At 59.1% G+C, this 13,919-nt stretch carries 13 protein-coding genes; 2 read left to right on the forward strand and 11 right to left on the reverse strand.

Annotation, left to right across the window (positions count from 1 at the left end):
* Window positions 1-164: 164 nt before the first annotated feature.
* From ACMGG5_RS08765 to hpaG, 11 genes are all read right to left on the reverse strand, one after another.
* Window positions 165-1,082 (reverse strand): helix-turn-helix transcriptional regulator, encoded by a 918-nt coding sequence (locus tag ACMGG5_RS08765; RefSeq protein WP_024908296.1) that lies wholly within the window; start codon window positions 1,080-1,082, stop codon window positions 165-167.
* Window positions 1,083-1,260: 178 nt separating this feature from the next.
* On the reverse strand, window positions 1,261-1,773 hold the full coding sequence (locus ACMGG5_RS08770) for a 4-hydroxyphenylacetate 3-monooxygenase reductase subunit (RefSeq protein WP_024908295.1): 513 nt from the start codon (window positions 1,771-1,773) through the stop codon (window positions 1,261-1,263).
* 17 nt (window positions 1,774-1,790) lie between these two features.
* Window positions 1,791-3,353 carry a 4-hydroxyphenylacetate 3-monooxygenase, oxygenase component gene (gene hpaB / locus ACMGG5_RS08775; protein WP_420277747.1) on the reverse strand — a complete coding sequence of 521 codons (1,563 nt, stop codon included), beginning with the start codon at window positions 3,351-3,353 and terminating at the stop codon, window positions 1,791-1,793.
* 196 nt (window positions 3,354-3,549) lie between these two features.
* Window positions 3,550-4,440, reverse strand: coding sequence for a 4-hydroxyphenylacetate catabolism regulatory protein HpaA (hpaA, locus tag ACMGG5_RS08780; protein WP_024908293.1), 891 nt, complete (start codon window positions 4,438-4,440; stop codon window positions 3,550-3,552).
* Window positions 4,412-5,764, reverse strand: a complete 1,353-nt coding sequence (gene hpaX, locus ACMGG5_RS08785) for a 4-hydroxyphenylacetate permease (protein ID WP_420277748.1) — start codon at window positions 5,762-5,764, stop codon at window positions 4,412-4,414. The genes hpaA and hpaX overlap by 29 nt, the downstream gene beginning before the upstream one ends.
* Before the next feature lie 21 nt (window positions 5,765-5,785).
* The gene (gene hpaI / locus ACMGG5_RS08790; protein ID WP_267215283.1) at window positions 5,786-6,583 is read right to left on the reverse strand and encodes a 4-hydroxy-2-oxoheptanedioate aldolase; all 798 of its coding nucleotides are present in this window, start codon (window positions 6,581-6,583) and stop codon (window positions 5,786-5,788) included.
* Window positions 6,584-6,592: 9 nt separating this feature from the next.
* A complete protein-coding gene (hpaH, locus tag ACMGG5_RS08795) occupies window positions 6,593-7,396 on the reverse strand; it encodes a 2-oxo-hept-4-ene-1,7-dioate hydratase (protein ID WP_024908290.1) in 804 nt (267 codons plus the stop codon).
* A 64-nt stretch (window positions 7,397-7,460) separates the two neighbouring features.
* The gene (locus ACMGG5_RS08800) at window positions 7,461-7,841 is read right to left on the reverse strand and encodes a 5-carboxymethyl-2-hydroxymuconate Delta-isomerase (protein ID WP_024908289.1); all 381 of its coding nucleotides are present in this window, start codon (window positions 7,839-7,841) and stop codon (window positions 7,461-7,463) included.
* Between the two features lie 9 nt (window positions 7,842-7,850).
* A complete protein-coding gene (gene hpaD, locus ACMGG5_RS08805) occupies window positions 7,851-8,702 on the reverse strand; it encodes a 3,4-dihydroxyphenylacetate 2,3-dioxygenase (protein ID WP_061716008.1) in 852 nt (283 codons plus the stop codon).
* A gap of 2 nt (window positions 8,703-8,704) precedes the next feature.
* Window positions 8,705-10,171: a 5-carboxymethyl-2-hydroxymuconate semialdehyde dehydrogenase gene (gene hpaE, locus ACMGG5_RS08810; protein ID WP_024908287.1), complete on the reverse strand. Its 1,467-nt coding sequence runs from the start codon at window positions 10,169-10,171 to the stop codon at window positions 8,705-8,707.
* Entirely contained in the window at window positions 10,168-11,445 is a 1,278-nt protein-coding gene (hpaG, locus tag ACMGG5_RS08815) for a 4-hydroxyphenylacetate degradation bifunctional isomerase/decarboxylase (RefSeq protein ID WP_420277749.1), read from the reverse strand. Before hpaG ends, hpaE begins: the two co-directional genes overlap by 4 nt.
* A 270-nt stretch (window positions 11,446-11,715) precedes the next feature.
* Here hpaG and hpaR point away from each other — a divergent pair, with 270 nt between their 5' ends.
* Entirely contained in the window at window positions 11,716-12,156 is a 441-nt protein-coding gene (gene hpaR / locus ACMGG5_RS08820) for a homoprotocatechuate degradation operon regulator HpaR (protein ID WP_023334396.1), read from the forward strand.
* 83 nt (window positions 12,157-12,239) lie between these two features.
* A complete protein-coding gene (gene tsr / locus ACMGG5_RS08825; RefSeq protein ID WP_024908285.1) occupies window positions 12,240-13,904 on the forward strand; it encodes a methyl-accepting chemotaxis protein in 1,665 nt (554 codons plus the stop codon).
* Window positions 13,905-13,919: the final 15 nt, after the last annotated feature.

Below are 13,919 nucleotides of genomic sequence, written 5' to 3' on the forward strand. Positions count from 1 at the left end.
AAAAAGGGTCAGGGTTCGTTGTGAGGAGGTATTGATTAATGCTGGAGCGATCGTGCCAGATCCTCGCGCGTGTAAAGGACGGTAAATGAATGAGTGGTTGAAAGTGACAGGTGAGCGGTCAAAGGCGGCGACGAGCGGTTTCGGCTCGCCGCCAGGGGGCGAAATTATGTGATTGAGATCACTTGATTATTCGGGTTGCGCTCCACCGCCAGATAGTGCTCCAGCGTTCCGAGCAGTTTTTCCTTCAGCCAGTTCGGCTCCAGAATCTGAATATGAGGCAGCCAGTAGAACAGCAGCGGCAAGATCTGGTTCTCGTGGGCCGCCTGGCAGCGCAGCGTGACGCCGCCCTGTTGCTCCGCCAGCAGCTCTTGTTCTGGCAGAAGATCGCGACGCAGGAAGTAATGTGAAATATTATCTTTGATGAATATTTTCACCGCGAAAGTATTTTCAGAGACCCAGGGGTCGAGGCTTTTTTCCAGCAGCGCAAGGACATTTTCTTCCGGGGTGAAGGTCGTTTTCTGAATATCAAACCAGCTAATCTGACTCAATGAGAAGGATTTCAGGCGGCTATTTTCGGTGGCTTGTAAATACCATATATTTTTTTTGTTAATGAGTTTATAGGGATTAATCAGACGGGTTTTCCCCTTATAAACAATCTGACAAACATTATGGTTTTTAATCGATCTCTCGATTTTCGTTAAATGACGGCGAATATCACGTTGTACCGTGTGTTCGGCTTCATTCGCAAGAATAAGAATATGGTTTTCGTCAACGCGCGTTTCAAGATTCTGCCAGAATTCCGTATTTCTTTCAGGGAAAAAGCTATCAGCATTCAGGAAGTTAGCAAGAGTGTGATGTAAGCCTTGTCCGCCGGGCGATTGTGCCGAATGGATCAGTCGATATAGCCCGTTACCGGTATGTTCAACAATGGGAGAGAGGGCATTTAAATCCCGGTAGACGGTGCGCTCGGTAATTTTGAATTTCTCCATTAACGCACTGCGGTTTACCACACCGTTTAAATGTAGCTCAACCAGAATATCGACCAGACGTTCAGCCGAGCGGCTCCGCGTCGTTTTAGCCATAAGGTCATCCTGTATATTTAGGTATGCGCTGAATGATGCGGGTGCACTGACACAAAATGTCAGTTTTCAGGCATAGAAAATTTCTCTTATGGTTATATAACGGCGTGATTTAGCGGAAACCTTAGGAGTTTTTGTAGAAAGCGGCGCTGGCCGGAAAAAAAGGCCAGCGCGAGGGGGATTATAAGGCGGCTTCCGCCTCCAGCATAACCGGGTGGAAACGGCGCCTGAAGTAGATCAGGCCGTGTCCTGCGTCACTCAGGATGATGTTTTTAATTTCAACAAGGTAGACAAGATGCGTGCCGATGGTTTGCACCTGGCTAATCTCGCCTTCAAGGCTGGCCAGCGCGCCCTTGAGTACCGGCTGCGCCAGCGGGCCTTTTTGCCAGCAGGAGAGGGCAAAGCGCTCCTCCATCGTTATTCCGGTCATCCCGGCGAAATGGCGAGCCATGATCTCCTGCTCGTGGTTCAGCACGTTAACGCACAGCCTGCCGTTACCCTGAAATACCGGATTCATGGCGCTGTTGGCGTTGATACACACCATCACTGACGGCGGGGTGTCGGTCACCGAGCAGACGGCGGTAGCGGTGATGCCGCAGCGTCCGGCCTCACCCTCGGTGGTGATCACATTGACCGCCGCCGACAGGCTACTCATTGCGTCGCGAAAACGCAGGCGTTGTTCATCTGAATGCATTGCAACCTCCCGCTGCGCTATTTCAGCAGCTTGTCGAGCATGTTGATATCGCTGTTGTTGTGCAGGTGCGGTACGGTCCAGCCGTGCTGGTCGTATTCGGACATACAGCGGTCGACCATCGCCATCATCTTGTCCATGTTGCCGGAGCTCTGCGCCTGGCGCAGACACTGCAGGCGGATCTCATCCTGGCTGCCGGAGTAGTTAATTTCGTACAGCTCGTGACGACCGCCAAACTCGCTGCCGATGGCATCCCACATCAGTTTCAAAATCTTGATGCGTTCGACGTGATCCATGCCGTTGGAGCCGCGCACGTATTTCGCCAGATACTGGTCGATCTGCGGGTTGTTCAGATCCCGGGCGCTGGACGGCAGGTAGATCAGCCCGGAGGTGACGTTACGCTCGATGATGTTCTTGATCTTGGCGTAGGCCATCGGGGCCATCACGCGGTAGGTCTGCAGGGCGGCGTGATCCGGCAGATACGCACCGTTGACCCACGGGGTGGCTTCGGAACACATGGAGTCGCTCAGCGCCCAGAACATGTTGCGCCAGGCCACCACTTCGCCGAGATCCGCCTGCACGCCGCGGAACTCGAGAGTACCGGTGCACTCCAGGGATTTCTTCAGCAGGGCGGTGATAAAGTCGAGCTTCACCGCCAGACGCACGCAGGCCTGCAGCGGGTACATGCGGGCGAAGCCGCCCTCCATCGTCCAGCGACGGCAGCGGTCGAAATCGCGGTAGATCAGCACGTTTTCCCACGGGATCAGTACGTGATCCATCACCAGGATCGCATCGTTCTCATCAAAGCGGCTGGAGAGCGGGTAGTCGTACGGGGATCCGGTTGCGCCTGCCACCATCTCGTAGGAGGCGCGGGAGACCAGCTTCACGCCCTCGGCATCCATCGGCGCGACGAACATCAGCGCGAAGTCCGGGTTTTCGCCCATCACCTGCGCGGAACCGAAGCCAATCATGTTGTAGTGGGTCAGCGCCGAGTTGGTCGCCACCACTTTCGCGCCGCTGACGATAATCCCGGCGTCGGTCTCCTCCTCCAGCTTGATGTAGACGTCTTTTACCTCGTCCGCCGGCTTGTGGCGGTCGATCGGTGGGTTAACGATGGCGTGGTTAAAGTACAGGCCGGTTTCCTGAATGCGGGTGTACCAGTTCCGGGCGTTCTGCTCGAACTGGCCGTAGAAGGCCGGGTTGGCGCCCAGCGCGCAGCCGAACGCGGCTTTGTAGTCCGGCGTGCGGCCCATCCAGCCGTAGCTCAGGCGCGACCACTCGGCGATGGCGTCGCGCTGCTGGCGCAGGTCGTCGGCGCTTTTCGCCACGCGGAAGAACTTGTGGGTATAGCCGCCGCTTCCGGTGTCGGTGCCCCAGCAGAGCGTGTCCTGCATGTCCGGCTTGTGCAGCGCGTCGTACATCTGCGCGATGGAAGCCGCCGCATTGCGAAACGCCGGATGGGTGGTGACGTCTTTGACGCGCTCGCCGTAGATATAAATCTCACGACCGTCCTGCAGGCTTTTTAAATACTCTTCGCCGGTTAACGGGCGTTTGGCATCAGCGCGGAACTCTTCAGGCTTCATAGGGGACCTCGTATCGGAATAGGGTTGTTAAATTTATGTTTTGTTTTTGTTGTTTAATTGAAGCCTGAGAGGGACGTAACGTGAAGGGACGATTGGGACAACGGCGGGTACTTTTCGGGCGGGATTGGGTTTTGTGATCTGTGCGGCTTTTCGGCGGGTGGCGCTGCGCTTACCCGCCCTACGAACCGTGATGCGTTCAGGAAACCGGTACTTTCTGCGCCCGATACGCGCTCGGCGAGCACCCCACTAAGCGGTTAAAAAATCGGGCGAAATAGGCCGGATCTTTGAACCCCAGCTGCCAGGCAATCTCGCTGACGGTGCTGTCGGAGAAGAGCAGCAGGCGCCTGGCCTCCCGCAGCTGGCGGTCGAAGATCAGGCGTTTTGGCGGGCGGTTGGCGAAGCGGCGACAGATATCGGTCAGGCGGGATTCGGTCAAGTGTAGCTCGCTGGCATATTCCGGCACCGTCCAGTGCTGGTGGTAGTGGGTGTCGATCAGCTGGGTAAAGCGCTGGAACAGCTTCAGCTCGCCGCGCATGCCGCCTGAGGCGTGGTCATCGAGCTTCGCGTTGCGCAGCAGCAGGGTAAACACCGCCTGGGCCAGCAGGACCAGGGTATGCTCGCGCCCGGGCAGCTGCTCCGTGGATTCCCGGGCAATCAGCTGCCAGTAGTGCTTCAGCGCCGCCAGCTCGTCCGGCCTGTCGGAAAGCGAAAGGCAGATCCCCGGCAGGCCGAACGCCTCCCGCGTGCCGGGGTAAAGCACCTCCAGCAGCGGCCAGATCAGATCCTCGCGCACCGTCAGCACGTGACCGTCGCTGTCGGATTCGGTGATAAACGCGTGCGGCACCGACGGCGGCGTGAGGACAAACAGCGGCGCCTGCACCGAATAGCGGTGATCGTCGAGCTGGAGCTCAATTTGCCCGGTATCGAGAAAGTGCATTTGAAAGTACTGGTCGTGACGATGCGCCTGCATGTCGCGGCCAAAAAAGGCCGCCATGCGGGCGAACGACTGGTAGTGCACATCGTCGGTGCCCAGACTTTCGTCGTACTCCTTGCTGATATCAATGTTGGCGATAGGGCTCTGGCACATGACCGTTCCTCTGTTGATCCCGCTGCGTCATCGGAATGCGCGTCAGCACCAGCGCGCCGACCACCAGCAGCCCGGCCACGAACCACAGCCCGGAGCTGAAGCTGCCGGTCGCGTCGCGCAGGATCCCAATCAGCAATGGGCTGACGGCGGATCCGACGTTGCCGATGGCGTTGATCACCGCCAGCGCCACCGCGCGGGACTGCAGGCTAATAACCCGATCCGGCGTGGTCCAGAATATCGCCATGGCGGTAAACGATCCGGTTGAGGCCATGATGATGCCAAGCAGCTGGATCAGGCTGTGATCCGTCGCGGAGGCCAGCATCCATCCCGCCGCGGCGAACAGGTACGGCAGGATGGTGTGCTTTTTTCGCTCTTTCAGCCTGTCGGAGCGGCGGCTCCACCAGATCATCCCGAGGATGGTGCAGAACTGCGGGATCGCCGCCAGCAGGCCGATGACGATGTTGCTGCTTCCCGTGTTGAAGCTTTGCAGGATCTGCGGCGTCCAGATGTTGATCGCGCTCAGCGTGTTGGTCAGGCAGAAGTAGGCCAGCGTGTAGAGCAGCACCGCCGGGGTCAGCACTTCGCGCAGGGTAGAGCGTGCCGAGGCAGGCTGCGTTACGGCCACCTCCTGCTCGCGGGCGATCATCGTTTTCAGCGCCTGTTTTTCGTCGTCATCCAGCCAGGTGGCCTGGTCCGGCGTGTCGTTGAGGTAAAACCAGGTCACCACGCCGAGCACCACCGACGGCAGCCCCTCCAGCAGGAACAGCCACTGCCAGCCCTTGAGGTTCCATAGCCCGTCCATCGCCAGAATGTACCCGGAGAGGATCGAACCGAGCATCATGGTCACCGGCATGGCAATCATAAACAGCGCGTTGGCGCGGGCGCGGTGATACGCCGGGAACCACCAGGTGAGATAGACCAGGATCCCCGGCAGGAAGCCGGCTTCGGCAATGCCCACCAGCATGCGCAGAACGTAGAGGGTTTCGGGGCTGGTGGCGAACATGGTGCAGGTGGAGGCAACACCCCACACCACCATGATCCCGGCGATCCAGCGTCGCGCGCCGATCTTCGCCAGCATGATGTTGCTCGGGATGCCGCACAGCACGTAGGTGACGTAAAACAGCGTCGCGGCCAGACCAAACATGGTCGACGTAAGGCCAAGATCTTTACCCATCGTCAGCCCGGCGAAGCCGATGTTGATGCGATCGAGGAACGAGAAGACAAACAGGATAAAGAGAAAGACGATCAGACGCCGGAACAGCTTGTGAATTACGCGGTGTTCAACAGCTTTATTATCATGAGTTTGCAGGGTAGAGGTCGTCATGGTGCGCTCCAGATCTTACGTTTAGTAGACGGATTTATTGTTATTAACTGACGTAACCGGTTGTTCGATAAAACGTGCCGCCAGCGCTTCCGCGCCGCGGGCGAGCAGGGTGGTGTCGACGCCGACGGCGACAAACCGCGCGCCGAGTTCGAGGTAGCGTTTAGCCAGCTGCTCGTTCGCCATCAGGATGCCGGGGGCCTTACCGGCAGCGCGTATCTGCGCGATCGCCTGCTCGATGGCGGCCTGCACTTCAGGGTGCTGCGGATTGCCGGCAAAGCCCATGTCGGCGCTCAGATCCGCCGGGCCGATAAACACGCCGTCGACGCCTTCCACGTCCAGGATCTGCGGCAGGTTTTTCAGCGCCTCGCGGGTTTCGATCTGTACCAGCACGCACATGGCGTCGTTGGCCTGCTGGAGGTAGTCCGGAATGCGGTTCCAGCGCGACGCCCGCGCCAGGGCGCTGCCGACGCCGCGAATGCCCGCAGGCGGGTAGCGGGTGGCACGTACCGCCAGCCGCGCTTCGTCGACGTTTTGCACCATCGGCACCAGCAGGGTTTGCGCACCCACGTCCAGCAGCTGTTTGATTTGTACCGGGTCGTTCCACGACGGGCGGACCACCGGCTGGCTCGGATAAGGGGCGATAGCCTGCAGCTGGGTTAAGACGGTCTGCACGCTGTTCGGCGCGTGTTCGCCGTCGATCAGCAGCCAGTCGAAGCCTGCTCCGGCCAGCAGCTCGGCGCTGTAGCTGCTGGTCAGCCCCAGCCATAACCCAATTTGCGGACGGCCTGCTTTCAGCGCCGCTTTAAATGCGTTTTGCATCGTGCTCTCCTAGACAAAGCGGCAGCTGATGGAGCCCATGTTGCCGTAATCGACGTGGAAGGTGTCGCCCCTGCTGGCGGGCACCGGGCGGGTAAACGAGCCGCCGAGAATGATCTGACCAGGCTCAAGCTGCACGTCGTACGGCGCAAGCTTGTTGGCCAGCCACGCCACGCCGTTGGCCGGGTGGTTCAGGACGCCTGCGGCCACGCCGGTCTCTTCGATCACGCCGTTGCGGTAGAGCAGGGCGGAGATCCAGCGCAGATCCAGCTCGTCGGGCTTAATCGGACGGCCGCCGAGGATCACGCCCGCGTTGGCGGCGTTATCGGAGATGGTGTCGAAGACCTTGCGCGGACGCTGGGTCTCCGGGTCGACGTTGTGGCAGCGGGCGTCGATCAGCTCCAGCGCGGGGATGACGTAATCCGTGGCGTTATAGACGTCGAAGATCGTGCAGTTCGGGCCGCGCAGCGGTTTTGCCAGCACGAAGGCCAGCTCCACTTCAATGCGCGGGACGATGAAGCGATCGACGGGAATGTCGCTGCCGTCATGGAAGAACATGTCGTCCAGCAGCGCGCCGTAGTCCGGCTCGCTGATCTGCGAGCTGGCCTGCATCGCTTTAGAGGTGAGGCCGATCTTGTGGCCCTTCAGCACGCGGCCTTCGGCGATCTTCAGGCTCACCCATTCGCGCTGGACGGCGTAGGCGTCTTCAATCGTAATCTCCGGATAGTCCAGCGAGATCGCGCGGATCTGCTCCCGGGACTGTTCCGCCTGATGCAGACGATGGGCGATCAGGGTATGGGTGTGTTTATCGAGCATGGCGATATCCTGTTTTATGTTTTTTCTCCCTCTCCCTGTGGGAGAGGGGACAGACCGTGCGGTATTACTTAAACAACGCGTGCACGTTGTTCTGTTTGTAATTGAGCGTCGGGTGCAGTTCGTCGAGCTCAAACGACAGCGCCAGGTAGCGGCTCGCCATCAGTTCCGCAAAGTGCGCTTTGATCAGCCCAAAAAGCATCTCCCCCACGGCTTCCCGGCTCTCCAGGCTGCGCCCCGCGCCAATCTTCAGCGTCATATGGACAAAGGCGTAATCATGCTTGCCGTCGGCCATCTGCCAGGTGTCCAGCCAGTGGGCGCGGCTGCGGATACCGCCGAGCGGGAAGATGCCCGTGGCGGCGAGCGCCTCGTTCACTTTGGCGAACAGCCCCGGCAGGTCGGCCTGCTGGCGGATGTTGTCGGTACATTCAGCAATAAAGTGCGGCATGGTGGCTCCTTACGCGGGCAGGGGGAAAACGGCGTTGACCTGGCCGGTGCCGGAGCTGGCGAACAGTTCGGTGAGAAACTCCACCTTGCCGTCGTATTTGTCCCAGCCGAGCATGCCCAGCAGCATCACCGTGTCGTGCATGTTGCCCTCGCCGTAGCAGTAGTCGGCGTACTCCGGCAGCATGCTGCAAAACTCCTTAAACTGACCCTCGCGCCACAGCTTCACCACGCGCTCGTCCATCTGGCGGTCGAATTCGCGGGTATAGCTGTTCATCCCTTCTTCCGCGCGCTGGTCGTCGATAAAGCGGTGCGACAGCGAGCCGCTGGCGAGCACCGCCACGGTGCCGTCGTATTTTTCGATGGCGCTGACGATGGCTTCGCCCAGCCTGCGGCTGTCGGCGAAGTCGTGAACCGTGCAGAACGCCGAGATGGAGATCACTTTGAAGTGCTTATCTGCGTTCATGTAGCGCATCGGCACCAGCGTGCCGTACTCCAGCTTGAGGCTCGGGATGTTGTGCGCTTTGGCACGCACGCCGAGCTTCACCGCCTCGTCGGCAATCAGCTGGCCCAGCGCCGGGTTGCCGTCGTAGTCGTAGGTCATGTCGCGGATAAAGTGCGGTAGCTCGTTGCTGGTGTAGACGCCTGAAAAATGGTCCGCACAGTTGATGTGGTAGGCGCTATTCACCAGCCAGTGGGTATCGAACACGATGATGGTGTCCACGCCCAGTTCGCGGCAGCGCTTGCTGATCTCTTTATGCCCGTCGATAGCGCCCTGGCGGCAGCCGTGGTTTTTGCCCGGCAACTCGGAAAGGTACATCGACGGCACGTGGGTGATTTTCGCTGCTAACGCTAATTTACCCATTTTCAGATCCCCCACTTTGGAATCGGATGGTCGCCCATGGAGATGCAGACGTTCTTCATCTCCGCGAACACCTCGAAGCTGTACTCGCCGCCCTCGCGGCCGGTGCCGGAGGCCTTCACGCCGCCAAACGGCTGGCGCAGATCGCGCACGTTCTGGGTGTTGACGAACACCATGCCCGCTTCGATATTGCGCGCCAGGCGCAGCACCTTGCTGACGTCCTGGGTCCAGATGTAAGACGCCAGGCCGTATTCCACGTCGTTGGCCAGGCGCAGCCCTTCCGCTTCGTCCTTGAACGGCAGCAGGCAGGCCACCGGCCCGAAGATCTCCTCCTGCGCCACGCGCATGCGGTTATCAACATCCGCCAGCACGGTCGGGCGCAGGAAGTTGCCGCCCTTCAGGTGCGCAGGCAGATCGGTCGGTTTGTCCGGGCCGCCCGCCAGCAGGGTTGCACCCTCTTCAATGCCCAGGCGGATGTAGCCGGAGACCTTCTCCCAGTGCTGTTGGCTGATGAGTGCGCCAATCTGGGTGGTCGGATCGGTCGGGTCGCCCACGCGCAGGCGGTTGGCGCGCTCGGCAAAGCGCTTCACGAATTCCGGGTAGATGCTCTGCTGGATAAAGATGCGCGAGCCCGCGGTGCAGCGCTCGCCGTTGATGGAGAAGATAGTGAACAGGGCGGCGTCCAGCGCGCGCTCGATGTCGGCATCCTCAAATATCAGTACCGGGGATTTGCCGCCCAGCTCCATGGAGTATTTCTTCAGCCCGGCATTTTTCATGATGTTGCGCCCGGTGGCGGTACCGCCAGTGAAGGAGACCGCGCGCACGTCGTGATGACGCACCAGCGCGTCGCCTGCCGTCGCGCCGTAGCCCTGCACCACGTTCAGCACGCCCGCCGGAATCCCCGCTTCGAGGGCCAGCTCGCCCAGACGGTCGGCGGTCAGCGGGGAGAGTTCGGACATCTTCAGCACGGCGGTATTACCTAAGGCCAGACAGGGCGCGACCTTCCAGGTGGCGGTCATAAACGGCACGTTCCACGGCGACACCAGCGCGCAGACGCCCACCGGCTGCACCAGGGTGTAGTTGAGCATCTTGTCGTCAACCGGGTAGGTCTTGCCGTTCATTTGCTGGCACACCTCGGCGAAAAATTCGAAGTTGTGCGAGGCGCGCGGAATGAGCACGTTTTTGGTCTGGTGGATCGGCAGCCCGGTATCGGCGGTTTCCATGGCGGCAATCTCGGGCACGTTCTGGTCGATCAGGTCACCCAGACGACGCATCAGGCGCGCGCGCTCCTTCATCGGCAGGTTGGCCCACTTCGGGAACGCCTCTTTGGCGGCGGCAACGGCCTGATGGATTTCGGCCTCGCCGCCGGCGGCCACTTCTGCCAGGACCTCGCCCGAGGCCGGGTTAGTGGTGTGGAAGTAGTCGCTGCCCGCGACGTTTTTACCGTTGATCCAGTGGTTAATCTTTTTCATTTTGCCGTCTCCTCACTCACAATTCGGTTCACCAGGCGTCCCACGCCTTCCACTTCCACCACCACCTCATCGCCCGGCACCACGTCGGACAGCCCCTTCGGCGTGCCGGTGGCAATCATGTCGCCCGGCTGTAGGGTCATAAAGTCGCTCAGGTACGCGATCAGGTACGGGATGCTGAAGATCAGATCCGCCGTGGTGCCTTCCTGACGCAGCTCGCCGTTAACGAAGGTGCGCAGGGCGAGGTTGTGCGGGTCGGGAATGGCTGCTTTTGGCACGATGTTTGGGGAAATGGGGGTCAGCCCGTCGCGGCTTTTCACCCGCAGGTTCGGGCGGTAGTAGTTTTCCAGGTAGTCGCGGATGGCGTAGTCGTTGCAGACCGTATAGCCCGCAACATAGTCCATCGCCTCGGCTTCGCTCACCTTACGCGCCGTTTTGCCGATGACCACCACCAGCTCCGCTTCATAGTGCATGTACTCGACGTTGTTCGGGCGCACCGACGTCTTGTTGTCGCCGTTGAAGGTGTTCGGCGCTTTGATAAAGACCAGCGGCTCGGTGGGCGGCTTGAAGTCCAGCTCGCTGGCGTGGTCGGCATAGTTCAGACCGAGGGCAAACAGCGTGGCGTGCGGCGGCGTGCTTTGCGCAATAGTGACATTGCGCTCATCCACCACCGGGTTTTCCAGCGGCGGAAAGCCCTCCGCCAGAATACGCACGCGATCGCCCGGACGGATCTCAACGCGGCTTTGCGGGGTACCGAGCAGGATCGCATCGCCGGGATTAAGGGTGGCGAACTCGCTCAGGGCGCTCAGCAGTTCGGCAGCGTTACGCTGAAGATCGGCGGTGTTCCAGTGGTCCGCTTCGCGGCCGTTGATCTTGGTGATGATGGTCAGGTTATCTACGTTATCAAGGGCGACAAGTTCGCCGAGCGGGCAGAATCCGTCACGACATTTGGCCTTGATGGCCGGGCGATAGAAGCTCTCTTCCGGCAGGCTCACCTCGTTGGCCAGCGCATACCCCGCGATGTGCTCCGCAGCGTCCTCCACGCGTACCTTGCTGGCGGTTTTACCGATCACCAGCGCCACCGTCGCGCCGCTGAGCACCTTTTCCCCCTGCGGGAACGGAATGGGTTCGCCCGCACGAATCACGGTGTTATGGGGTTTGATAAACCACACGGCTGTTTTCGGCGGCGTGTTGTAGGGGGCTTTTTCAAATGCCTCACGCCAGGCTTCACGCTGGCTTTGATGGTTGAGGGCGACGGCAAAAACGGTACCTTTCATTCACATACTCCTCAGGCCGGATGTCCTGTTTGGATTTCATTAATATGTTAATGATCTGGTTTTATGCTTTTGCTGCTCATTTCGCAATCAGAAGTGAAAAATTTGTGATATGAATAACAATAAATTTACATATTGAGTTTTATGTGTATTAAAATCAGTGACTTAATAAAATCGATGGGTTTCTGTTAGACTTTTTGAGGGAAAACGTGTTGTTTATAAAAACATCTTTTAGTGATTGTTTACTTGTTAATGATGTGAAGGGAAGAGGCTATGCATGATTCATTAACCATCGCGCTGCTGCAGGCGCGGGAAGCGGCGATGTCCTACTTCCGCCCGATCGTGAAGCGCCATAATCTGACCGAGCAGCAGTGGCGCATTGTGCGCGTGCTGGCTGAACATCCGTCGATGGATTTTCACGATCTGGCGTTTCGCACCTGCATCCTGCGCCCGAGCCTGACCGGTATTCTGACGCGCATGGAGCGTGACGGCCTGGTGCTGCGCCTAAAGCCGGTGAACGACCAGCGCAAGCTGTACGTGTCGCTGACCAAAGAGGGGAATGCGCTGTATGAACACGCTCAGGCGCAGGTCGAAGAGGCGTATCAGCAGATTGAGGCGGAATATACGCCGGAGAAGATGAAACAGCTGACGGCGCTGCTGGAAGAGTTTATTGAACTCGGAAACCGGCATAACGCAGCGCGGGAAGAAGAGTAAAAACCCCAAATTCCAGGATGATTTTCGTAAAGTTTTCCCTTTCCAGGCCGAAAATTCTGTATCTGCCTGAGGAAAGAGAAAACATGTTAAACCGTATCAAGATTGTCACCAGCTTAATGCTGGTTTTAGCGATATTTGGCCTTTTACAACTCACGTCCGGTGGTCTTTTCTTTAATGCTCTGAAGAATGACAAAGAGAATTTCACCGTCCTGCAAACCATTCGCCAGCAACAGTCCACGCTGAACGCCAGCTGGGTAGCGTTGCTGCAAACCCGTAATACCCTGAACCGCGCGGGTATCCGCTACATGATGGATCAGAGCAATATCGGCAGCGGCGCGACCGTTAACGATTTGATGCAAATCGCGTCTACGTCTCTGAAACAGGCGGAAAAAAACTGGGCTGCCTACGAAGCCCTGCCGCGCGATCCGCGTCAAAGCGATGCGGATGCCATGGAGATCAAGCGTAACTATGATATTTACCACGGTGCGCTGGCGGAGCTGATCCAGCTGCTGGGCGCGGGCAAAATTAACGCCTTCTTCGACCAGCCGACCCAGAGCTATCAGGACGGTTTTGAGAAGCAGTACGTGAGCTACCTGCAGCAGAACGACAAGCTGTACCAGATGGCGGTCGAAGACAGCAACAGCTCCTTCAGCCAGGCTATCTGGGTGCTGATTAGCGTCCTGATTGCCGTGCTGGTGGTGATCGTGGCCGTCTGGCTCAACATCAAGCAGACGCTGATCTCCCCGCTGAATCGTCTGATCGACAACATTCGCCATATCGCCAGCGGCGACCTGGTGAAGCGTATTGAGGTTCAGGGCACCAACGAAATGGGTGAACTGGCCGACTCGCTGCGTCATATGCAGGGTGAGCTGGTGCGTACCGTTGGCGACGTGCGTAACGGCGCGAACGCGATCTACAGCGGCGCGAGTGAAATCGCGATGGGCAATAACGACCTCTCCTCCCGTACTGAACAGCAGGCCGCTTCCCTGGAAGAGACCGCTGCCAGCATGGAGCAGCTGACGGCGACCGTTAAGCAGAACGCCGAGAACGCCCGTCAGGCGAGCCATCTTGCCCTGAGCGCCTCCGAAACCGCGCAGAAAGGCGGCAAAGTGGTGGATAACGTGGTGCAGACCATGCGCGATATCGCGGGCAGTTCGCAGAAAATTGCCGACATTATCAGCGTGATCGACGGCATTGCTTTCCAGACCAACATCCTGGCACTGAACGCGGCGGTAGAAGCGGCGCGTGCGGGCGAGCAGGGCCGTGGCTTTGCGGTGGTGGCCGGTGAAGTGCGTAACCTGGCCCAGCGCAGTGCCCAGGCGGCTCGTGAAATCAAGAGCCTGATTGAAGACTCCGTGGGTCGCGTGGAAGTGGGTTCAACCCTGGTAGAAAGCGCCGGTGAAACCATGGGTGAGATCGTGAACGCGGTGACCCGCGTAACGGACATCATGGGTGAAATCGCCTCTGCGTCTGACGAGCAGAGCCGCGGTATCGACCAGGTGGGTCTGGCGGTAGCTGAGATGGATCGCGTGACCCAGCAGAACGCCTCGCTGGTTGAAGAGTCTGCCGCGGCTGCGGCCGCACTGGAAGAGCAGGCGAGCCGCCTGACTCAGGCCGTGGCGGTGTTCCGCATTCAGCAGGAGCAGATGAAAGCGCGCGAATTCGCTGCGGCTAAAGCGGTTTCCACGCCGGTGATGGCGCGTAAAACCGCGACGGTCGATTCAGGCGATAACTGGGAAACGTTCTAACTCGGTGCGTTGTGC

Origin of the sequence: Enterobacter sp. BNK-34, assembly GCF_048684445.1 — a bacterium.
In the GTDB taxonomy this organism is placed as follows: Bacteria; Pseudomonadota; Gammaproteobacteria; order Enterobacterales; family Enterobacteriaceae; genus Enterobacter; species Enterobacter pseudoroggenkampii.